Annotated in this window: 20 protein-coding genes; 8 read left to right on the plus strand and 12 right to left on the minus strand. The window is 70.6% G+C overall.

Annotated elements, in window-relative coordinates; translation table 11 throughout:
• Positions 1 to 24: 24 nt before the first annotated feature.
• Positions 25 to 480 (minus strand): hypothetical protein, encoded by a 456-nt coding sequence (locus BMZ18_RS17535; RefSeq protein ID WP_139204030.1) that lies wholly within the window; start codon positions 478 to 480, stop codon positions 25 to 27.
• 62 nt (positions 481 to 542) lie between these two features.
• A complete protein-coding gene (locus BMZ18_RS17540) occupies positions 543 to 1,022 on the minus strand; it encodes an Rv1363c family protein (RefSeq protein WP_068365655.1) in 480 nt (159 codons plus the stop codon).
• Positions 1,023 to 1,197: 175 nt separating this feature from the next.
• Here BMZ18_RS17540 and BMZ18_RS17545 point away from each other — a divergent pair, with 175 nt between their 5' ends.
• Genes BMZ18_RS17545 through BMZ18_RS17565 form a run of 5 tightly spaced genes read left to right on the plus strand, consistent with a single transcriptional unit; the run spans position 1,198 to position 7,604 of the window.
• A complete protein-coding gene (locus tag BMZ18_RS17545) occupies positions 1,198 to 2,376 on the plus strand; it encodes an alpha/beta hydrolase (RefSeq protein WP_068365654.1) in 1,179 nt (392 codons plus the stop codon).
• Positions 2,373 to 3,680, plus strand: a complete 1,308-nt coding sequence (locus tag BMZ18_RS17550) for an oxygenase MpaB family protein (protein ID WP_068365653.1) — start codon at positions 2,373 to 2,375, stop codon at positions 3,678 to 3,680. Before BMZ18_RS17545 ends, BMZ18_RS17550 begins: the two co-directional genes overlap by 4 nt.
• On the plus strand, positions 3,677 to 4,996 hold the full coding sequence (gene hmgA / locus BMZ18_RS17555) for a homogentisate 1,2-dioxygenase (protein ID WP_068365652.1): 1,320 nt from the start codon (positions 3,677 to 3,679) through the stop codon (positions 4,994 to 4,996). Before BMZ18_RS17550 ends, hmgA begins: the two co-directional genes overlap by 4 nt.
• Entirely contained in the window at positions 4,993 to 6,501 is a 1,509-nt protein-coding gene (locus BMZ18_RS17560; protein ID WP_068365651.1) for an aldehyde dehydrogenase family protein, read from the plus strand. The genes hmgA and BMZ18_RS17560 overlap by 4 nt, the downstream gene beginning before the upstream one ends.
• A complete protein-coding gene (locus BMZ18_RS17565; RefSeq protein WP_068365650.1) occupies positions 6,498 to 7,604 on the plus strand; it encodes a lipocalin-like domain-containing protein in 1,107 nt (368 codons plus the stop codon). Before BMZ18_RS17560 ends, BMZ18_RS17565 begins: the two co-directional genes overlap by 4 nt.
• Here BMZ18_RS17565 and BMZ18_RS17570 read toward each other — a convergent pair.
• The gene (locus tag BMZ18_RS17570) at positions 7,597 to 9,051 is read right to left on the minus strand and encodes an MDR family MFS transporter (protein WP_068365665.1); all 1,455 of its coding nucleotides are present in this window, start codon (positions 9,049 to 9,051) and stop codon (positions 7,597 to 7,599) included. The two genes, BMZ18_RS17565 and BMZ18_RS17570, sit on opposite strands and share 8 nt — an antisense overlap.
• Positions 9,052 to 9,254: 203 nt before the next feature.
• Here BMZ18_RS17570 and BMZ18_RS17575 point away from each other — a divergent pair, with 203 nt between their 5' ends.
• Entirely contained in the window at positions 9,255 to 9,866 is a 612-nt protein-coding gene (locus BMZ18_RS17575) for a TetR/AcrR family transcriptional regulator (protein ID WP_068365649.1), read from the plus strand.
• 51 nt (positions 9,867 to 9,917) lie between these two features.
• Here BMZ18_RS17575 and BMZ18_RS17580 read toward each other — a convergent pair whose 3' ends face one another.
• Positions 9,918 to 12,041, minus strand: a complete 2,124-nt coding sequence (locus BMZ18_RS17580) for a carboxyltransferase domain-containing protein (RefSeq protein ID WP_244516590.1) — start codon at positions 12,039 to 12,041, stop codon at positions 9,918 to 9,920.
• Positions 12,042 to 12,282: 241 nt separating this feature from the next.
• On the opposite strand from BMZ18_RS17580, the gene BMZ18_RS19835 reads away from it, so the two are divergent.
• Complete coding sequence (locus tag BMZ18_RS19835) at positions 12,283 to 12,696, plus strand: FAD/NAD(P)-binding protein (protein ID WP_068365648.1); 414 nt, start codon at positions 12,283 to 12,285, stop codon at positions 12,694 to 12,696.
• Here the strand turns inward: BMZ18_RS19835 and BMZ18_RS17590 are convergent.
• On the minus strand, positions 12,680 to 12,913 hold the full coding sequence (locus BMZ18_RS17590) for a hypothetical protein (protein WP_068102549.1): 234 nt from the start codon (positions 12,911 to 12,913) through the stop codon (positions 12,680 to 12,682). The genes BMZ18_RS19835 and BMZ18_RS17590 overlap by 17 nt on opposite strands.
• Before the next feature lie 117 nt (positions 12,914 to 13,030).
• On the opposite strand from BMZ18_RS17590, the gene BMZ18_RS17595 reads away from it, so the two are divergent.
• The gene (locus BMZ18_RS17595) at positions 13,031 to 14,005 is read left to right on the plus strand and encodes a TAXI family TRAP transporter solute-binding subunit (RefSeq protein WP_068365647.1); all 975 of its coding nucleotides are present in this window, start codon (positions 13,031 to 13,033) and stop codon (positions 14,003 to 14,005) included.
• Here BMZ18_RS17595 and BMZ18_RS17600 read toward each other — a convergent pair.
• Genes BMZ18_RS17600 through BMZ18_RS17630 form a run of 7 tightly spaced genes read right to left on the minus strand, consistent with a single transcriptional unit; the run spans position 13,932 to position 20,483 of the window.
• Positions 13,932 to 15,392, minus strand: coding sequence for a sensor histidine kinase (locus BMZ18_RS17600; protein WP_068365646.1), 1,461 nt, complete (start codon positions 15,390 to 15,392; stop codon positions 13,932 to 13,934). The genes BMZ18_RS17595 and BMZ18_RS17600 overlap by 74 nt on opposite strands.
• Positions 15,389 to 16,081: a response regulator transcription factor gene (locus tag BMZ18_RS17605; RefSeq protein WP_068365645.1), complete on the minus strand. Its 693-nt coding sequence runs from the start codon at positions 16,079 to 16,081 to the stop codon at positions 15,389 to 15,391. Before BMZ18_RS17605 ends, BMZ18_RS17600 begins: the two co-directional genes overlap by 4 nt.
• Before the next feature lie 48 nt (positions 16,082 to 16,129).
• Positions 16,130 to 17,467 (minus strand): MFS transporter, encoded by a 1,338-nt coding sequence (locus tag BMZ18_RS17610; protein ID WP_068365644.1) that lies wholly within the window; start codon positions 17,465 to 17,467, stop codon positions 16,130 to 16,132.
• A gap of 57 nt (positions 17,468 to 17,524) precedes the next feature.
• The gene (locus BMZ18_RS17615; protein WP_442978390.1) at positions 17,525 to 18,691 is read right to left on the minus strand and encodes a magnesium transporter; all 1,167 of its coding nucleotides are present in this window, start codon (positions 18,689 to 18,691) and stop codon (positions 17,525 to 17,527) included.
• A 49-nt stretch (positions 18,692 to 18,740) separates the two neighbouring features.
• Positions 18,741 to 19,379 carry a vitamin K epoxide reductase family protein gene (locus tag BMZ18_RS17620; protein WP_068365642.1) on the minus strand — a complete coding sequence of 213 codons (639 nt, stop codon included), beginning with the start codon at positions 19,377 to 19,379 and terminating at the stop codon, positions 18,741 to 18,743.
• 20 nt (positions 19,380 to 19,399) lie between these two features.
• Positions 19,400 to 19,603, minus strand: a complete 204-nt coding sequence (locus BMZ18_RS17625; protein ID WP_068365641.1) for a zinc-ribbon domain-containing protein — start codon at positions 19,601 to 19,603, stop codon at positions 19,400 to 19,402.
• A gap of 34 nt (positions 19,604 to 19,637) precedes the next feature.
• Positions 19,638 to 20,483, minus strand: coding sequence for an SDR family oxidoreductase (locus BMZ18_RS17630; protein ID WP_068365640.1), 846 nt, complete (start codon positions 20,481 to 20,483; stop codon positions 19,638 to 19,640).
• Positions 20,484 to 20,494 lie beyond the last annotated feature (11 nt).

Genomic DNA, 20,494 nt, shown 5'->3' on the forward strand with positions numbered 1-20,494 from the left:
CTCAGGCGTCGCCGGGCGGGGTGATCAGATCGGGTCGAGCGCCGAGACCAACCACTGCCCGTCGACCCGTCCGAGTCGAACGCGCAGACTCGTCGACGACACCTGCGGCTCCGTCAGGTCGAGGCCCGTGACGGTCTGATCGACGAACAACAGTGTCACGGCCTCGAGTTCGGTCGCCGAGACCAGCGATCGAGCGCTCACCGTCGCGGTCGACGTCAGCCCTCGCGCTCGGGCACCCGGCACCACCGTCGTGGCGGCGACAGCGCGGAAGTAGGTGAGGAAGTCACCGGTGAGGTACGTCTGCGCTCGGGCGACGTCGGCGTCGACGGACTCCGATCGGTAGCCGAGGACGGCGGTGACCCCGTTCGACGCCGCCTCGAGTATCCCGGACGTCGGATCCACGGGCGGGTCGGTGGGCGCCAGGGTCGACGCCGCGATCGGCACCGCGACGGCGGCGGCACCGAGGACGCCCGACAGCACGACGACCCACCTCGATCCCCCGGACGCGCGTCGCACGACGAGCGAGGGCCTCCGCACCGCGATCACGGAACGAATTCCACACTGGCGACCGCGATCCGGTCGTCCTCGCGGACCAGGCCGAGGCGCATCCGCCAGGTGCGCGGCTCAGCCACGGCTCCGGACGCGTTGGTGACCGTCGACGTGGCCGCGACGAGGACCGTCGCGGTGTCGTCGTTCGCGGTCTCGACACCCGCCTCGGTCACCGACCCGGTCGCATCGACCGCCGCCTCGCGGACCACGGCAGCGAAATCCTCGGCACGAGAGCCGAATTCCGCCGCGAAGGACCCGGTGGCGGCGGACGAGATGCGCTCGACGTCCTCGTCCACCGTCGCGGCCGACACCGTGGTGAGGTCGAGAACGACCTGCCGCGCGGCCTGCAGGTAGTCCTCGTGCGGGGACGGCGCGGGACCGTCGGGGTGGTGCCCGAGGACCGCGACGGTCACCGTCGCGGACAGCGCGACGGCCATCGCGGCCAGGCTCACGATCGTCACGGTGGCTCGCACGTCGTACCTCCTTCGGGCCCTCGTCCTTCACGCCTTCTCGGTGCACCGTACTACACAGTACGGGCCGAAAAGTCGTGTTTCGTAACCACTTCGACGAAAGTCGTCCCAGGTGCCATACCCTCTAGTACGGTACGTTCGGTCGGCGTTTTTCCGCACGAGACAGGGGTGACCGCACGTGATCGAGGACCACTTCCACCGCATTCCCTATCGCCCCGCGCAGGACGGTCGAGTGGAGATGCACTCCGGTCTCTCCCGGCACTATCCGACGCTGCACGCCAATCTCGTGGCGGACGAACGCGCCGACCGCTCGGTCGGCGTGCTGTTGGCGCATCCGAGCAGCGACTTCCTGTCGCACTTCCTCCTCGGCGCGTTCGCCGAGGCCGGCGTACCGGCGATGGGTCTGAACACCCGGTACTCGTCGAACGAAGCGGCACTGATCATGGAACGGGCGGCCTGCGATCTGGGCGCCGGTGTGCGATGGATGCGAGAGAAGTTGGGCTTCGAGACCGTCGTTCTCCTGGGGTTCAGCGGCGGCGGGTCGCTCGCGGCCTTCTACCAGTCCCAGGCGGAGCAGCCGACCGTGACACACACGCCCGCAGGCGATCCCGCGCCGATGGCCGACGAGGGGTTGATCCCCGCCGACGCCCTGGTGCTGCTCGGTGCCCACCCCGGCCGCGCGCGGGTACTGCGGCACTGGATCGACGGGGCGCTCCGAGACGAATCGGACCCGACCTCGGTGGACCCCGACCTCGACCTCTACGCATCCGGCCGGACGACGCCACTGGATCGCGAGTGGGTCGCGCGATACCGCGAGGCCCAACTGGCACGAATGCAGCGCATCGACGCGGTCGCCCTCGCCTCGGTGGACCGCCTCACCGAGCGCGGCGACTCCGACCTCGGCTTCGTCGTCCACCGGACCGTCGCGGATCCGCGCTTCGTCGACGTCACCCTCGACCCCAGCGACCGACGACCGGGCAGCATGTACGGCGACCCGCGGGCCGCCAACACCGCCGCGGGAGGGCTCGCTCGCTTCGTGACGGCCCGCAGTTGGCTGAGCACGTGGAGTGTCGATCACACCCACGCCGATGCGATCACCGATCTGAGGTCCGTCGGCGCACCCACGCTGGTCATGCCGCTGCTCGGCGACCAGGCGGCGTTCCGGAACGACTCCCGAGAGATGGCTGCGGCGCACCGATCGGCCGATCTGATCGAGATCCCGGAACTCGACCACTACCTCGTGGACCGTCCCGACGGGCTCGCCACCGTGACCGACACGGTGGTGGCGTGGCTGGACGACCACGGCCTCGCCCCCACGCGCCCGGTGGCCCTCCGCGGCGAGGGCGTCACCGCATGACCGCCGTGCACGGGCGCGGTCCGGCGTCGACGACGACACGCGTGCCGACGGCGTTCACGTACTGGGAGACCCGCCGGCGGCCGGGCTGGGCGCGCGCCGACCGCGCGATCCGACGACTGTCCGGGACCTCGCTCTTCCCACCCGACGACGTCGCGGAGGCGTTCTGCGAGAGCCTCTTCCACGGTGACCCCGTAGCCGAGCGATTCGTCGACGAGGTGTACACACCGGACCCCGCCGGCGCTCGGGCCATGCTCGACCGCGCACTCGCCGACGGAGTCGACGCAGTGTCCGCCGAACTCGATCGAGCAGACGGCACGCCCCCGAGCGCGGTGCCCCCCGCGATGCGCGCGTTGTTCGCGGAATTCGAGACCACACCCGACTGGGTGGATCCGGTACTGGTCGAACGCGGCGCCGCGGTGTGGCGCCGGTGGGGCACGATGCTCTTCGCGGTCGCCGGCGGGATCACGCTCGAGATGTACACCGAAGCCGCCGTCGCCACTCCCCTCTCTCTCGCGGGTGGCTACGCGGGCGACAACGCACTCCGGCGGTTCCTCGAGACGTGCAAGTTCTGGATCGACACCTCCGAACCGGGCGCCCTGTTGCGCCTGGGCTCCGAAGGACGGGCCACGGCCATGAAGGTCCGGGTCATGCACGTCGCCGTCCGCCGCAAGGTCGACGGGCATCCCGAGTGGCACCGGGAGAAGTGGGGCTACCCCATCAGCCAGGGCTATCAGATGCTGACGCTGCTCGGCGGGAGTACGGTTCCCGCTCTCGCCCTGCGACTGGTCGGCCTGCAGACCACGGCGGACGAGATCCGCGCCCTGCTCCACTTCCAGAAGTATCTGGGCCACCTGCTCGGGGTGAACGTCGAGCGGTTTCCCACGACGATCGCCGACTCGCTGCGCCTGACGGCGATGGTGGCCGCGTCGCGAAGCCACGATGCCGGCGAGCACGGCCGCGAGCTCGTCGAGTCCTACCCGGCGAGTTTCGCCCCTCGTCCCGGTCAGCGCGGTCTCGCGCGTCTGCGGGCCCGGTACAACCACGGCATTCACGGCGCGTACACCGTCCTGTTCATGAACCCCGCCACCCGATCGCGGTACCGCATGCCGCCGGTATTCCCGTGGATCCTTCTCGTCCTGGCCCGCTATCCCCTGCTCACCCTGCTCGAGATCGCCCGACGGACCGTGCCCGGTGTCCCGGGCGTGGTCGAGCACGTCGCCGTGGCCCATCGATCACGGTGGTACCGAGCTCAGATGGACGGCCGTGAAGCCGATTTCGACGCGAACGGAGCGTTACGCCGATGACCGACCCGACCTATCTGCATGGATTCGGCAATCATCAGCTCTCGGAGGTGATTCCCGGAACCGTGCCGCGCGGACAGAATTCCCCCCAGCGAGTCGCCCACGGTCTGTACGCGGAACAGCTGTCCGCCACGGCGTTCACCGAGCCACGGGCGATCAACCGACGGACGTGGGTCTACCGAATTCGCCCGACGGCGCGGCACGGCCGGTACCGGCCGATCGAGCACCCGACGCTGGCCTCGGCACCGATCACCGACGGCGTGCTCGACGTGAACCGCCTGCGCTGGAACCCCCGTCCGCGCCCGTGGCCGGACGCCGACTTCCTCGACGGGTTGTGGACCCTGGGGGCAGCCGGAGACGTCCGGGCCCGCGACGGCATCGCCGTCCACCTGTACTACGCCACCCGATCCATGACCGACCGGTACTTCGCCGACCTCGACGGCGAACTGCTGCTGGTTCCGCAGGACGGCCGACTGCGTGTCCACACCGAGATGGGGGTGCTGGACGTCGAGCCGGGAGAGATCGCCGTCGTCGGACGCGCGATCACGTTTCGGGTGGAGCTGCGCGACGAGTCCGCCACCGGCTATGTGCTCGAGAACTACGGCAATTACCTGACGTTGCCGGAACTCGGCCCCATCGGCGCGAACGGTCTCGCGCACGCGCGTGACTTCCGCTGCCCCGTGGCCGCGTTCGAGGACGGCGAGCACCCCGTGGAAAAGGTGCAGAAGTACTGCGGTGGACTGTGGTCGGTCGAGCTCGACCGGTCACCGCTCGACGTGGTCGGGTGGCACGGCAACCACGTGCCCTACGTTTACGACATCGCGAACTTTGCGGTGATGGGGTCGCTGAACTGGGACCACCCGGACCCGTCGATCTTCACGCTGCTCACCTCGGCGTCGGAGCGCCCCGGTCAGGCGAACGTCGACGTGGTGGTCTTCCCGCCGCGCTGGAACGTCGCCGAGCACACCTTCCGCCCGCCGCACTTTCACCGCAACGTCATGACCGAGTTCATGGGTCTGGTTCGGGGACAACATGACTCGAAGGCCGAGGGTTTCGTTCCCGGCGGCGCCAGCCTGCACACCATGTGGGGTGCCCACGGCCCCGATCGGGACACGTTCGACCTTGCCACGCGAGCCGACATCGTTCCCACGAAACTCGAGGGCTCGTTGCCGTTCATGTTCGAGACTCGGCTGCCCCTCGTCGTCACTCCCTTCGCGCACGGCGCGGACCACCGTCAACCCGACTACGACGCCTCGTGGGCCGGACTGGCCACGCATTTCGTTCACCCCACCACCCCTCCGGCACAGGAGCAGTCATGACCACCACCACCACTCGACCCGTCGTCGATCTGCCGGCTCCGTTGCTACGGATCGGCGGCCGTGCACGCGACGCCGCGGACGGACGCACCTTTGAGTCGCACGATCCCGCGACCGGCGATCACGTGGCGTCCGTGGCGTTCTCGTCCGCCGCGGACGTCGACGATGCGGTGCGTGCAGCCCGCGCGCAGGTCGACGGCGGGCCGTGGAGCCGCCTTTCGGGCGCCGAGCGTGGGCGGCTGCTGCTCGCGGTCGCCGACCTCATCGATCGGGAGTGCGGGCGGCTCGCGGCGCTCGAGGCGGTGGAGATGGGCAAGCTCTACCGTGACTCCGTGGCCGGGGACATCCCCTGCGCCGCCGCCGTCTTCCGCCACTTCGCCGGCTGGGCCGACAAGATCGCCGGCACGGCGGCCCTAGTCTCGGACGTGGGCCCGCAACGCCGGTTCGGCTACACGCTCCGGCAACCACTGGGCGTGGTCGCCGCCATCACGCCGTGGAACAACCCGCTCTTGATCGCGGCATGGAAGGTCGCCCCCGCGCTCGCCGCCGGGAACACCGTGGTGATCAAACCCGCCGAGGACGCCTCCCTCTCGACGCTCCTGCTGGCGGACCTCGCGGACGAGGCCGGCATTCCGCCCGGCGTGATCAACGTGGTGACCGGACTCGGCGACATCACCGGTGCCGCGCTCGCGCAGCACCCGGGCGTGGACAAGGTGACGTTCACCGGGAGCCCGCGCGTCGGCGCGACGATCTCGTCCCTCGCCGGCTCCACCTACCGCAAGATCGTGCTCGAGCTGGGCGGCAAAGCGCCGCAACTGATCTTCGACGACGCCGACCTCGACGCGGCCATGCCCTGGATCGCCATGGGCAGCTTCTATCACCAGGGGCAGGTGTGCGCGGCGGGGACGCGGGTGCTGGTCCACGAATCGGTGGCGGACCGCGTGGTCGACGGTCTCGTCGCCGCGGCCCGGGCGTCGGTGATCGGCGATCCCTTCGACGAGCGGAGCACCATGGGCACGATCGTCAACGAACGTCAGCTGGCCCGGATCACCGGGTACATCGACGCGGGTGTCGCGGAGGGCGCGGACCTGGTCGTCGGCGGTCGCCGGGTGAACGCCCCCGGCTGCTACGTCGAGCCCACCGTGTTCCGCGGGCACAATCGCCTGACCATCGCCCGAGAGGAGATCTTCGGACCGGTCGCGACGGTGATTCCGTTCCGGACGACGGAGGAGGCCGTCGCCCTCGCCAACGACACGCGCTACGGTCTGAACGCGATGGTGTACTCGGAGAACATCTCTCGCGTCCAGTCGGTGGTCGAGCAACTGAGGGTCGGGACTGTCTGGGTCAACGGATGGGGCGTGCCGGATCCGGCCCTGCCGTGGGGCGGACGCGGCGGCAGCGGCGTCGGCCGCGAGCTCGGACGGTCCGGACTCGACGGCGAAACCGAGGAGAAGACCGTCCACGTCGGCTACCCCGGCGTCACTGCGGCGAGCGGGGCCGTGCTGTGACGACACCGCCCACGCACCCGACGCCACGACCGAACGCGACCCCGGAGATCGTCGAGACCTGGAACGGGCCGGGCCGCCGGGACGGCGTCCTCACCCGGGTCCTCCCGCGTCACAACGGGGCACATCCCGTGCCGGGCAGCCGATCCGGTTTCGAGCACTGGTACTTCGACGCGCACCTCGACGACGGCCACATCGTCATCGGCTTCCTGAACCTTCGGCGGCCGGAGGAACCGGCATTCGTGGCGCGGCCGAGTGTGGAGATCCTGATCTACGCACCGGACGGCACGCGACGACAGGTGTTCGCTCGACATCGACGGCGCGATGCCCGCGCCGCGATCGGCGAGTGCGACGTGCGGGTGGGCCGTAGTCACGCCCACGCGGAGTTCCCGGCCGACTCGTTGCCGATCCACCACGTGTACCTGTCCGAGGAGGACGTCACCGTCGACCTCCGCTTCCACAACGAACTACCGGGCTGGATGCCCGGCGAAGGCGAAACCCTGTTCGGACACTCCGACGTGTTCGGCTGGGTGGTACCCGCACCGCGAGCACGGGTCGAGGGCACCGTCACCGTAGGCGGACACACGCGCACCGTGACCGGCCGGGGCTACGCCGATCACAACTGGGGTGCCGGCGACATGAAGCGTGTCATCGACCGGTGGCACTGGGGGCGGTTGTACGACGACGACTATTCGCTCCTGTACGCCCTGGTGCGCACGCAGGATCGGTGGGGCGGCCACGAGAGTCGGCCGCTCATGCTCGCTCGCGGCGGCGAGATCGTCCTGAGCACCGGCGAGGCCGAGGTGACGGAGGGCCCGGCGGTGTTCGACGCCACGGCCGATCGTTCCTATCCCGAGTGGCTCCGCATCGTGGTGCCGGACGCCGTCGACCTCCTGCTCACCGTGAACGAGGTGGTCCACGCTCACAACCTGTTGACGGATGTGCCCGTCGCCGGGCACCCGATGTTCCGACCTCTCCTCAACAGGATGGTCGGTCACCCCGGATACTTCCGGTTCTCCTCCACGTTCGAGTTGACCGTGACGCTGGCCGGGGTCACGGAGACCCGGAGGGGCAACACGCTGCACGAACTGGTCGCGCTCACCTGACGGCAGCCGACTCCGGCGCCGGCGCGGGCGTCTCGGCGGAGCCGGGGGCCGCCGAGACACCCGACCCGCGCCCGACGAAGAACGACGCCGCCACGGCGACCAGGGACACGACCCCGCCGAACAGGAACGCGGTGTGCACGCCGGCCTCCGACGCGGCGACGGCGTCGGCGCCGTCGGTGGCCCGTGCCGTCGCCGTCGTCGACATGACGGTGACGAACAGCGCGGTGCCGGCCGCACCGGCCAACTGCTGCACGGTCGAGAAGATGGCGCTGCCGTGCGAGTAGAACTGCGGCGGAACGGATCCGAGCGACGACGTCATGAGGGGCGTCATCATCATCGCGAGTCCGAGCGACATCACCACGTGGATGGCGACGACGGTGCCCTGGGTGGACTGCGCGTCGAGGCTCGTCATCGCCCACAGTGAACCGGACACGACCATCGAGCCCGGGACCACCAACGGCCGAGCGCCGACGCGGTCGAACGCGCGCCCGACGAAGGGCGCCAGCAGACCCATCGCGAGACCGCCGGGGAGCAGCGTCAGCCCGGTGGCCAGGGTGTCGAGGCCGAGCACGTTCTGCAGGTACATCGGCAGGAGGATGAGCGCGCCGAAGAGTGCCATCATCGAGATGGCGATCATGCCGAGTCCGACGGAGAACGCCGGCGTCGCGAAGGGGCGCAGATCGAGCAGAGCCGTTCCCGCATCCTGACGGCGACGCTGGCGAATCACGAAGAACGTCAACGCGACCAGTCCGACGCCCAGCGGAATCCAGACGGGCACCGCAGCGCCCTCGGCCAAGTGCCCGATGCTGCTCAGTCCGTAGACGATACCGCCGAACGCTAAGGCCGACGCCACGACCGAGACCACGTCCAGCGGTGCGCGCCGAGTCTCGGTCACGTTGCGCACGAGCGCGAGTCCGAGGCCGGTGGCCAGGAGACCGATGGGCAGCACCAGCCAGAACATCCACCGCCACCCCAGCGCGCCGAGCACGACCCCCGAGATGGTGGGCCCGACGGCGGGCGCCACGGCGATCACGATGGAGATGACGCCCATCATGCGCCCACGCCGCGATTCGGGGACGAGCGAGAGAACCGTGGTCATGAGGAGCGGCAACATGATCGCGGTGCCGGCGGCCTGGATCACGCGCGCTCCGAGGAGCACCTCGAAGCCCGGTGCGAGGGCGGCAAGCAGGGTGCCGGTGACGAACGACGTCATGGCGGCGGTGAAGACCTGGCGCACCGTGAAGCGCTGGAAGAGGTAGCCGGTGGTCGGGATGACCACGGCCATCGTCAGCAGGAACGCGGTGGTGAGCCACTGCGCGGTCGACGCGCCGATCGACAGATCCGTCATGAGCGTGGGAAGGGCGACGCTCATGATCGTCTCGTTGAGGATCATGACGAAGGCCGCGACCACCAGCACGCCGATGAGCAGCGCGCTGCCGGGCGCCATCCGCTCGTCGGTCGAGTCCGCGGCCGGTGTCGTGTCGTGTTCGGTGGTGCGCACGCGCGATCCCTCTCCAGTCGTCGAGCCGCGATCCTCGTGGGTCGCCTCGCTCGGTGATAGTCTGCGTCTACCTGACAGTGACTGTCAAAGTGATACTCACAACCGCCGAACACCGATACTGCCCGACAGATTCCCGCCGAGGAGTGACGATGGACCTCCGCGAACGACGCCGCGAAGCGACGCGCGTCGAGATCACCGACGCCGCCTTGACCCTGGTCGAGCGGCACGGCTTCTCGGCGACCACGGTCGAGGACATCGCCCGTGAGGCCGGCGTCTCCCCGAGCACGTTCTTCCGGCACTACGCCACCAAGGAGGATTCCGTCCTCCGCGGCGACACCCTGTTCGAGGCGGAGATCGACGGCTGGCTCACGGGCGCCGCTGCCGAGGACGTCACGCTCGCCGCACTGGAGGATCTATCCCGGCGATCGTTCGCACGCCTCGCGTCGGAACCGGCGGACGTGCGGGCCCGCCTGCTCCGCACCCGTCGTCTCGTGGCCGCCGATGCTCATCTGCGATCCGCCGCTTTCGCTGCCGACGCGATGGCGATGTGTCGGCTCACCGACCGCGTCGCCGACATCCTCGGCGGCACCGACGCCCGGCGCTACGCCCGGCTGCTCGTGGAGGTGGCCGGCACCACCGCGCGCGTCGTGTTCGACGCGTGGGCCGAGGCCGCCGAGACCGACCCCCGGGCGGACCCCGTCACTCTCTACGACGGGGCGACGGCGGATCTTCGACGCCTCGTGACCGACGGGCGCCCCTGATCGGGAGCGGCTCCTCCGATCAGGGGCGCCGCCGCACAACCGGGGAGCCGCTCACGTCTCGGCCGCGGTCACCCGAACTCCCCCGCCTCGGCCCCAGGCCGCCCGCTCGGCCCCGAAGGCCGCGGACTGCAGGGCGCGGAAGTCGTCGATGGGCGCCGCGTTCTCGGCGAGGAATCGCTCGTGCTCGGCCAGGGAAAAGGTGCCGTCGGTGACGTCCACCCCGGGCCCCCGCCCGGCCGCGAGATCCGCCCGCAGATCCGCGAGTTCCTCGGTGGACACCGGATACCAGGAGATGCGGTCGAAGAAGCGCAGCAGCCAGGGCGTGCCCTCCTCGAAACCCGGTGCGGTGGAGGGGTGCCGGTGGTTCCACACCTGGGTGGTGCGCCCGACGAACTGGTAGCCCCCCGGCCCCTCCATGCCGTAGATGCAGAGGTACGCCCCGCCGATCCCGACCGCGTTCTCCGGGGTCCAGGTCCGCGCCGGGTTGTACTTGGTGGTCACCATGCGGTGCCGGGGATCGAGCGGAGTCGCGACCGGCGCACCGAGATACACGTCGCCGAGACCGAGCACCATGTACTCCGCGTCGTACACCGTGCGGTACACGTCGTCCACCGAGTCGAGACCGTTGACGCGCCGGATGAACTCGATGTTCCACGGGCACCACGGTGCGTCCGCCCGCACACCGTGCATGTACCGCTCCGTGGCCTCCCGCGTGGACGGGTCGTCCCAGGAGAGCGGCAGGCGCACAGTGCGGGACGGCACCACCAGCTCGGTCGCGTCGGGCAGGGCGTCCTCGAGCTCCTCGAGCAGACCGGTCAGCCGCGGGACGGACAGCACGTCGGGGTCGACCTTGATCTGCAGCGAGCGGATACCGGGCGTCAGATCGCGCACGCCCGTCGCACCCTCGGCCACGAGCGCCTCGTGGAGCGCGTGCACCCGCGCGCGCAACGCGAGATCGAGTGTCATGGAGCCGTATTCGACGAGGACGTTGTCGTCACCCGACCGTCGGTACGTCACCGGAACGGCCCCGTCGCGACGCACGAGGACGCCGTCGTCACCGTCGCCGCCGGCGGAGAAGACCGCGGGTGACGACGCGCGTCGGGCGACCCCCAGCTCGCGGATCGACGCCGCGTGGTCACCGCGCACGGCCACGAAGCGGACGGTGTCCCCCGGACGGAGCTGGCCCAGTTTCCACCGCTCGGCGGCGACGACGGTGACCGGGCAGACGAAGCCGCCCAGCGACGGCCCGTCGGGGCCCAGCAGGATGGGGGTGTCGCCGGTAAAATCCAGCGCGCCCACGGAATAGGCGTTGTCGTGGATGTTCGACGGGTGCAGCCCGGCCTCGCCGCCGTCCTCTCGCGCCCAGGTGGGCCGCGGTCCGATCAGACGGACACCGGTGCGGTCGGAGTTGAAGTGCACCTCGTAGTCGTGCCCCAGGACGGTCGCGATGTCCTCGCGGGTGAAGAACTCCGGCGCCCCATGAGGCCCCTCGGTCACGGCCAGCTCCCACCGGTGTCCCAGCGCAGGAACGTGATCGGACGGGATCCGCCGGGGCGGCGCGACGACCGCGGCGCCCCCGCCGGAGAGGACGTCGCCCGCCGCGAGCACCCGGCCGCGGTGCCCGCCGAACGTGCCCAGCGTGAACGTCGACGCGCTACCGAGGTGGTGTCGGGCCTCGGTCTCGCGTTCGTCGACTGGACGGTGCTCCTCGCCGAATCGCGCGGCGGTCGCTTCGACCGCGGTGACGACGGTATCCTCCGCTACCGGCCGTCGGGCCGAGAACCGCTGGTGTACGCGGGATCTCGGCGCGGCGTGCCGTACCACGCGAAGATCTCGTACTCCATCGCGGACGCCGCGCCGCCGCTGCCGCATCTCCTCCGGGCGGACGCGTTCCCGGACCGCACCCTGGACTTCCGCGCGGACGTGCTTCCCGTCGTCGCACGCGAATTGGCCCGCGCGCACTACCACGAGCTGTGGCGCTCGCACCCCGACCGCGTCCGCGGCCCGTTCGCACCGCTGGACGACGCCCTCGCCGCCGGGGACGACGCGCGCGTGGCCACCCTGGTGGCGTCGTCGATTCAGGACCCGGCCGATCGCTTCGACCTCGACCTGCTCGACCGCCCGCTCGCGGGCGAAACGTTCCCCTCCCGGTCCGCCGCGGCCGAGTGCGTCCACGAGTACATCGACGCGGACCTGCGACGACGCGCCGACCCTGCGTACAGCGCGGACGCGGCGGTGTTCACCGCGCTGCTGTCGGTACACCGCGTGATCGGCGACCTCGTCCGGCTCGGCCGCCTCACACCCGCCGACATCGCCGCCGAGGCCGAGGGGAACGCTGCACTCGCTGTTCAGCTTCGTCGCCTCGGGTCCGCCCCCGGAACGCCTCGAGCAGATCCTCGCGCTCGGTCGCGCGGGCGTGATTCGCTTCCTCGGACCCGACACGAGATTCTCGACCGACGACGACGGCTACGTGGCCACCTCACCGTCCCACCCGGACGTCGTGCGCGCCCGCGCGTTCGTCGAGGCCCGTCTGCCGGTGGCCTCGGTGTCGGACACCGCGGACGACCTTCTGGCGACACTGTTCCGTCGAGGCCGCGTGGCGGAGGTGCGGAGCGCGGCGACCGGGCCGGGCAAGGTGGCCGTCGACGATCGATCGCGGGTGGTGGACGCGACGGGCGCGGCCACGGACGGGCTGTACGCCGTCGGTCCCTTCGTCGCGGGTCACACGTGGTCCGGCGCGTTTCCACGGCCGAACGTCGACGCCGGGTTCTTCCGCCACAACGAGGCGGTGGCGCGCGATCTGCTGACCGACGTCACGTCGACGCGGTGACCTCGTTGCTCTCGCGTCGCCGAGCCTGCAGTCGACGCACCTTCAGCGCCGTCGCCGAGCCGACCAGCAGCACGCCGACCGCGAGAACCGCCCCGCCCACGACGAACATGGTGCGGACCGGATGGGCGTCGTCGAGACGCGCGCCGACCGCCGCCCAGAACACGGCCAACGCGACGAACATCGCGAGGACGTAGAGCGCGGATCTCCGGGTGGTCACAGTGGTCGCTCCTTCGTCACCCCTGATCGGACGGGCCCCTGGTCGGACGGGATCGAGTACCCCCGCGAGCGCCGATCTACCCGGCCGAACCCGGGCCGGTTCTAGACTGCTGGGGCAATGGTCGACCGCAGGCAGTTCCTCCGGGCCGGCGTCGGCGCGTTCGCTGCCGCCGCGCTGTCCGGCTGCGCGTCCACGGCGCCGTGGCAGGCGGCGTCCGGCACTCTGAGGATCGCGGCGGGCAATCCGGGTGCCGTGTTCGACGAGTACGGACGGGCCCTGGCGGACGAGGCCCGGGTGGCCATGCCGTCCCTGAATGCCTCCGCGGTGACCACCGCCGGCTCCGTGGCCAACGTCCGCGACGTGCTGGACGGGTCTGCTGACGTCGGGTTCTGCCTGGGCGACACCGCCACGTCGGCCGTCGCCGGACACGACCCCTTCGACGAACCGATGCCGATCGTCGCGGTGGCGCGCCTGTACGACAGTTTCCTGCAGATCCTGGTCCGGCAGGACTCCCCCGTGCGGACGCCGGCCGATCTGGTGGGCCGGCGGATCGTCGGCGGCGAGGTCGAATCCGGAACGCGGTTGTCCGTGTCACGCTGCCTGGAGGCGGCCGGCCTCGGTCCGGACGACGTGCGCTACGCACCGCGGTCGCTCACCGACGCGGCATCGGACCTCGCGGCCGGCACCGCCGACGCCGTGGCCTTCGTGAGCGGTTTCCCCATCACCGCCCTCGTCGAGCTCGGCACGCGGGTGCCGTTGCGCGCGTTGGACATCGGCGGCCTCGTCGACCCGTTGGTGGAGCGGTGGGGGCCGAGCTACGTCACCGGTCCCCTCCCCCGCGGCCCCTACGGTCTGCCCACGGACGTCACCACGGTGAGCATCAAGACCTACCTCGTCGCCGCCCCCGGCCTGGCCGATGACACGGTGTACGGGCTGGCCTCGGTCCTGTTCGACCGGCAGGACGCCGTGGCGAGGCGAGCACCGACCGTCCGTCAACCCACCGTCGCCGCCGGGATGTTCACCGCGCCGGTACCGCTGCATCCGGGTTCGCTGCGCTGGTTCCGGGACCGGGACGCGCGGGGAGGGTCGTGACGCACCGCAGCCCCGGGTGCGCGGCCTCGATCACCACGGAGCCGCCGGCGTCGCGCACGCGCAGCACCAGGATGGACAACCCCAGGCCGGTGCCGTCGACCTCGGCGTGACGCGGCAGTCGGTGGAACCGCTCGCCCAGTTCCGCCGCCTCGCTATCGGTGAGACCGGTGTCGGTGAGATCGGTGTCGGTGGGACCTGTGCTGGCGGAACCGGTGTCGGTCGGGCCGCCGTGATCGCGCACGGTCACGACGTACCGGCGCGCGTCCCCGGTTCCGGTGCGCTCCAGCGTGATCTCGACGGGCGAATCCGGCGCGTACTTCGCGGCGTTGTCGAGCAGCGTGTCGACGATCGTCGGTACCAGGTCCTCCTCGAGCACGGCCGGAGCCTCGGTCTCGATTCCGGTGACCCGCAGTCGGCCGTCGAAGAGCGGCTCCCACAGCGCGATCCGCTCGCGGATCTGCGCCGCCACGTCCACGGGCACGCGGCGGCGGTCGTGCCCGCCCGCGCGGCTGACCTCGATGACACCCTCGAGGGCGCGCGCCATGCGATCCGCCTCGGCGAGAACGGGTTCGACGGCAGGATCGTCGGCGGCCAGGCCGTCGAGCCGGAGCCGCATGGCCGTCAACGGGTTGGCGAGCTGGTGCGAGACATCCGCGATCAGGTCGCGCTGCTGGCTCCGGGAGTACTCGACGGCGCGGGCCATCTCGTCGAAGGACGTGGCCAATCGTCGCAGCTCGGGCGGGCCGGCGTGTTCCGCCGCGCCCGGACGACGGCCGCTCGCGAGCGTCTGCACCCGTTCGGTGAGCTGGTCCACGGGCCGAACCACCCACGCCACCAACGGAACCCCGACCAGGAACGCCACCAGCGCGAGCAGAGCGATTCCGCCGGCGACGGCGACGGCGAGCCGGGTGGCGACGTCGCCGCGCGGCCCGGCGGTGTCGACGACCATCACCACCGCACCGAGGATCTGCGCGTCCCGCCCGATGGGCGTGGCGACGATCAGCGGGTCGGTTCGCCAGGGCCACAACGCGGACGGCGCCGTGGTGGGGGTACCCGTGAGAGCCCGCTGCACCGCGTCGTCGTACCGCGGGTCCGACCCCACGGGGGCTTCGGCCCCGAATGCGAGAGTGCTGCCGTCGGGACCGATGACGGCGCTGCGCGTGCTGCCGGTGACCGCGTCGTACCGCGCGAGATCGGGACCCAGCAGGGCCGGCGCGCCCGATGCGGAATCGTCCACCAGCGCGGCGAATCGGGTGGCGGCGGCCAGGCGCTGTTCGTGCAGCGTGACCGCCCGCTCCTCCGCGTACGCCGTGACGAGCGGGGCGATCAGCGCCGTCAGGACCGCGGCCGTCAACGTGATCGCCAGGATCAGCAGTCGGCGCCTCATTCCGGTCTCGTACTCGTCTCGTCTCGGTCCGCCGTCACCACGAGTCGGTATCCGACGCCCCGCACCGACTCCACCGCCGCGAGGTCACGCAGTTTCGCGCGCAGCGACGCCACGTGTACGTCGAGGGTGCGCGACGCGCCCACCCACGTCGTGTCCCACACCTCCTCCATGAGCGCCGCCCGGCTCACCGGCCGACCGGGCGTGCGGGAGAGGGCGACCAGCAGTTCGCTCTCCTTCGCCGTCAGCGCCCGCGGCGTCCCGTCGGCGCCCCAGATCTCGCGGGTGTCCGGATCGAAGCGGAACCCGGGGTCCGGCGCCGCCGGAGTCGCGGCCCGTCCCACCGTGCGTCGGACGACGGCGTCCATCCGGGCGAGCAGGACGGGGACGCTGTAGGGCTTGGTCACGTAATCGTCGACTCCGGCCCGCAACGCCCCCACCACGGCGTCCTCGTGACGACGCGCGGTGAGGGCGACGATCGGGACCGCCGAGGTCTCCCGGATCCGCCGACAGACCCACAGCCCGTCGTGATCCGGCAGGCCCATGTCGAGCAGGACGATGTCCGCGTCGGCGACCAGATCGAGTGCCGCGGTGCCGGTCGCGGCGTGGCGGACGGACCACCCCTGCCGGCGGAGGGCGTGGGTGAGGGCGTCCGCGACGCCGAGATCGTCCTCGACGACGAGCACCTGCACGGGCTCACCTCCAGGAGTCGAACCTAGCGCACCGCGACCTCGTCGCGACTAGCGCACCGTGACCTCGTCGCGACGCGCGAGCTGTTCCCGGTCGAGGTAGGTCTGCTGCCGGTTCTTCAGCACGAAGACGTAGACCAGGAGCGAGATGCCGATGGCGACGGTGACGTAGATACCGAAGGCGTCGAGCGCGTCCTTCTCCTTGGCCGTCTCGTAGATCACCGGAGCCGTGCCGCCGAACATGGAGTTGGCCAGCGCGTATCCGAGGCCCAGTCCCAGAGCGCGGATGTGCGCGGGGAACAGCTCGGCCTTCACGATGGCGTTGATCGAGGTGTAGCCGGTGAGGATGACGTACGTGCCGGCCAGCAGGAGGAACGACACCATCGGCGTCTCCACCTTGGGGAGCAGGTTCAGGAAGGTCCACGACCACAGGACACCGGCGACGCCGAACCCGACCAGGAGCGGTTTGCGGCCGATCTTGTCGCTGAGCAGACCGCCGAGGGGCTGGATCAGCATGAGCAGCACCAGCGCGGCGAGGTTGATCCACGTGGCGGTCATGCCGCGGTCGGTGTAGGTGCTCTTGACGATCAGCGGGCCGTTGACGCTGTAGGTGTAGAAGGCGACGGTGCCGCCGAGGGTCACCAGGAAGCACACCAGCAGCTGCTTGGGGTACGCGGTGAACAGCTCGGTCATCGAGCCGCGGCGCTTGTCCTCGGTGTCGGTCTGCAGCGACTCGTCCATGGCACGGCGGAGGTAGAGCACCACCACGGCGCCGACGGCACCGATGAGAAACGCGATGCGCCAGCCGAACTCGCGGATCTGCTCGTCGGTGAGGAACGCCTGCTGCACCAGCAGGGTGACCTGGGCGAGCACGTGGCCGCCGACGAGGGTCACGTACTGGAAGGAGGAGAAGAAACCGCGCAGGCCCGGAGTCGCGGCCTCGGACATGTACGTCGCGGACGTGCCGTACTCACCGCCGGTGGCGAAGCCCTGCAGCAGTCGGCACAGAACCAGGATCACCACCGCGAGGGAGCCGATGCTCTCCGCGGTCGGGGTGAGCGCGATGAGCAGCGAGGCGCCGGCCATGACCGAGATGGAGAACACCAGCGCGGGCCGACGGCCATGGCGGTCGGCGAAGCGGCCGAAGAACCAGGATCCGATGGGGCGCATCACGAAGGTGACCGCGAAGATCGCCATGGTGTAGATGCCGGCGTTGGGCTCGCCGTCGGCGAAGAAGCTCGACTGCAGGTACGAGGCGAACACGGTGTAGACGTAGACGTCGTACCACTCGACCAGATTGCCGAGCGAGCCGCGCACGGTGTTGAACACCGCGCGTCGGGTGGACGGTGCCGGGTTCGGAGACCCTGCGGAACGCGCCGGTGCGCTCATGGTGGGTGCCTTTCGGTCCGAGAAGGCCTCCCGGGCGGGCGACCTCGACACCGAACCCTAGGTGTGATCCCGGTCATGCTCCGCGGTCCGTTCGGGGTTCTTTACAGACACTTTGCATTCCGCCGGTGCCCGGTACATGCACCCCGCCGGGGTCGAGAACACCGCCGGATCCACCCCGATGGCCTTGGCGCACAACGGCATCACACCGCCGACGGCTGCCGCGATGGTGCACACCGTCAGCAGCGTCGCGCCGATGACCAGGCCGAGATGCCAGTCGTAGACCAGCCCGGCGACCACGAATCCCAGGGTGCCCAGCAGGGCGCCCATGGACGCGCCGACCCGCACTTCCCGGAACAGGACCCGACCGAGGTCGCGGGTGCGGACGTCGCCGACCGCGAGCGCGCGGGTGACGGTGGTGGCGGCCTGCGAGCCGGTGTTGCCGCCCGTGCCCGTGAGCAGCGGAATGAACAGGGCGAGCGTCACCACCGCGGACAATGTGTCCTCGAAAATCTCGAGCACCTGAACGGTGAGCACCGCCGACACGGCGAGGACGAGCAGCCAGACCACGCGCGAGCGCACCAGCGTTCCCACCGGTGTGGACAGGTAGGGCCGGCGCAGCGGTTCGGAGCCACCTGCGCGGGCCGCATCCTCGTCCTCGGCGTCCTCGAGAATCCGGGCGGCGGTGTCGACCGTCAGCACCCCGAGCACGCGACGTTCGGAATCGGTGACGACGACGGCGGCTGTGCGGTACTCCAGGCACAGCCGAGCCGCGACCTCCGCGTCGGTGGTGGCCGTGACGGTCGGCGCGTCCTCGGCGGCCGTCGTGTCGGGCCGTAGCCGCACGTACTCCGGGCTCATGCGCCGGCCGACGGAGCCGCGCGGGTAGCCCAGCATGGGCGCGGTCAACGTGCGCTCCCCGTCGGAGAGCCCGGACAGCAACCGGCGGGCGACCGACGCGGGAAGCTCGTCGAGCAGTTCCACACGGTCGTCCGGGTCGAGGTCCTCGAACAGGGCCACCACGTGGTCGTCGCGCAGCGCGTCGACGAGTTCGCCGCGCAGAGGCGGGTCGAGGCTTTCGAAAACGCCGAGGGCGGTGTCCTTCTCGATGAGCCGGAACAGCACCGCGCGATCGTCGGCGTCGAGACGTTCCAGCAGGCGCGTCACCTCGTGCTCGCGCAGATCGGACAGCAGATCCGCCAGGCCGGCGAGGTCGTGATCGCTCAGCAAGGTGCGCGAGCGGGTGATCCGCTCGTCCAGGGAATTGGTCACCCGGTCAGGCCCAGAACGCGCCGAAGCGGTAGAACACGAGCGCGCCGACAGCGACGAGCCAGGCCACCGGAGGCACGACGGCGTTCACGGGTGCGGTGAGTGCGCGCGCCGACACCGGTCGAGAGAACACCCCGTGGTGCAGCGTGCGCAGCGTGACGAACCAGAAGACGGTCACCGTCGACACCCACACGGCCATGCAGTACGGGCACAGCGCGCCGATGACGTAGAGGCTCTGAAACATCAGCCAGTGCACGAAGACGACGGCCGCGGTGAGCCCCACCTGCAGCCCCGCCCAGTACCAGCGGCCGAATCGCGCGCCGGACAGCACCGCCGCTCCGCTGGCGAGCACAGCGGTGAACCCGATGATGCCGAGCAGCGAATTGGGGAAGCCGAACACCGCGGATTGCGCCGAACCCATCACCGATCCGCAGTTCACGACGGCGTCGATGCTGCACGACGGCACATAGGTGGCGTCGGCCGCGAGGGCGAACTTCTCCACCGTCAGGACGAACGACGCGACGAGCCCGACGACGCCCGCCACGATCATCAGCCACGGCAGTGCCCGGGGGAACGGCGTCGCGGTTCCTGCGTCCGGGCGGGTTCCGGCGTCGGTCGACGCCTCCGGCGGCGTGGCGGTGGTCATGGCACCCATCGTAGGAGGCCCTAGGCGGCGGCGGTCTGTCCGCAGATCCCGCACTGCTCGAACGTGACCCGCTTCCACCGCAGAACGGGCACGAAGAACACCGTCAGCTGGTTGTACTGACGCATGCGCGCCCACTGGCTGGTGTTGTGGCAGCGCGGGCAGGTGTGGACGCCGCCGACGCCGAGATGTCGGCGCTTGCTGCCGTAGCCGAAGAAGAGGAGCATTTCACCAGCGTAGGCATCACCACGGACACCGACCTCAGCTGTGCCGGGCTCGCTCCTCGTAGGCGCGCCGTGCGCTCCGGTCGACCGCGCCGAGGAAGACGTCGTCGGCACCGAGCGCGCGCGACATCGCCTCCGCGAGCGGTCGCGGCAGGAACTTCTGACTCACGACGGCCGCCCCGAACAGTCGCGTCACCCGTACGCGGGATCGCGGCTTGTCGATGAGGGACACCACCGCGCGGGCGATCTCCTCGGGCTCGGCGTTGCGAAAACCTCGCGCCCCCGAGGTGCCCGCGGTGAGTTCGGTGTTCACGAACGACGGCATCACCAGCGAGAACTCCACTCCGGTTCCCCGGTGCTCGAGGCGGGCGGCATCGGTGAAGCCGACCACCGCGAACTTGCTGGCGCAGTAGGTCGCGAGACCCGGCGAATAGGTCTCACCGGCCGCGGAGGCGATGTTGACGATGTGCCCGCGTCCGCGCGGAAGCATCCGTCGCGCAGCCAGTTTCGAGCCGGTGATCACGCCGAGCGCGTTGATGTCGAGCACACGACGGGTCACGGCGTCGGGCTCGTCGACCACCCGCCCGACCGGCATGATGCCGGCGTTGTTCACCAGCACGTCGAGAGGCCCGAAGGTTGCCTCGACCCCGTCGAGGAAGCGGTCGAACGACTCCGGATCGGTGACGTCGAGAGTGTCGTGATGGACGCGGGTGGCGTCGGTGGTCGACTCCAGCGCCGTCGCACCCTCCTTCACCGCGACGTCGTCGATGTCGCCGATCGCCACCCGGGCTCCCCGCGCGAGGAACGCGGCCGCGGTGGCGTGCCCGATGCCGCGGGCACCGCCGGTGATGGCGACGACTCGCCCCGTCAGGTCGGTGGTCATGGGCACGCACT

It is taken from the genome of Rhodococcoides kroppenstedtii (genome assembly GCF_900111805.1).
Classification (GTDB): Bacteria; Actinomycetota; Actinomycetes; order Mycobacteriales; family Mycobacteriaceae; genus Rhodococcoides; species Rhodococcoides kroppenstedtii.

Excerpts from the sequence above, each read along its gene's own strand:
- BMZ18_RS17550 (WP_068365653.1), top strand. The coding sequence starts at position 2,373 with ATGACCGCCGTGCACGGGCGCGGTCCGGCGTCGACGACGACACGCGTG.
- hmgA (WP_068365652.1), top strand. The coding sequence starts at position 3,677 with ATGACCGACCCGACCTATCTGCATGGATTCGGCAATCATCAGCTCTCG.
- BMZ18_RS17560 (WP_068365651.1), top strand. The coding sequence starts at position 4,993 with ATGACCACCACCACCACTCGACCCGTCGTCGATCTGCCGGCTCCGTTG.
- BMZ18_RS17570 (WP_068365665.1), bottom strand. The coding sequence starts at position 9,051 with ATGGCGCCCGGCAGCGCGCTGCTCATCGGCGTGCTGGTGGTCGCGGCC.
- BMZ18_RS17575 (WP_068365649.1), top strand. The coding sequence starts at position 9,255 with ATGGACCTCCGCGAACGACGCCGCGAAGCGACGCGCGTCGAGATCACC.
- BMZ18_RS17595 (WP_068365647.1), top strand. The coding sequence starts at position 13,031 with ATGGTCGACCGCAGGCAGTTCCTCCGGGCCGGCGTCGGCGCGTTCGCT.
- BMZ18_RS17600 (WP_068365646.1), bottom strand. The coding sequence starts at position 15,392 with ATGAGGCGCCGACTGCTGATCCTGGCGATCACGTTGACGGCCGCGGTC.
- BMZ18_RS17610 (WP_068365644.1), bottom strand. The coding sequence starts at position 17,467 with ATGAGCGCACCGGCGCGTTCCGCAGGGTCTCCGAACCCGGCACCGTCC.
- BMZ18_RS17620 (WP_068365642.1), bottom strand. The coding sequence starts at position 19,379 with ATGACCACCGCCACGCCGCCGGAGGCGTCGACCGACGCCGGAACCCGC.
- BMZ18_RS17625 (WP_068365641.1), bottom strand. The coding sequence starts at position 19,603 with ATGCTCCTCTTCTTCGGCTACGGCAGCAAGCGCCGACATCTCGGCGTC.
- BMZ18_RS17630 (WP_068365640.1), bottom strand. The coding sequence starts at position 20,483 with ATGACCACCGACCTGACGGGGCGAGTCGTCGCCATCACCGGCGGTGCC.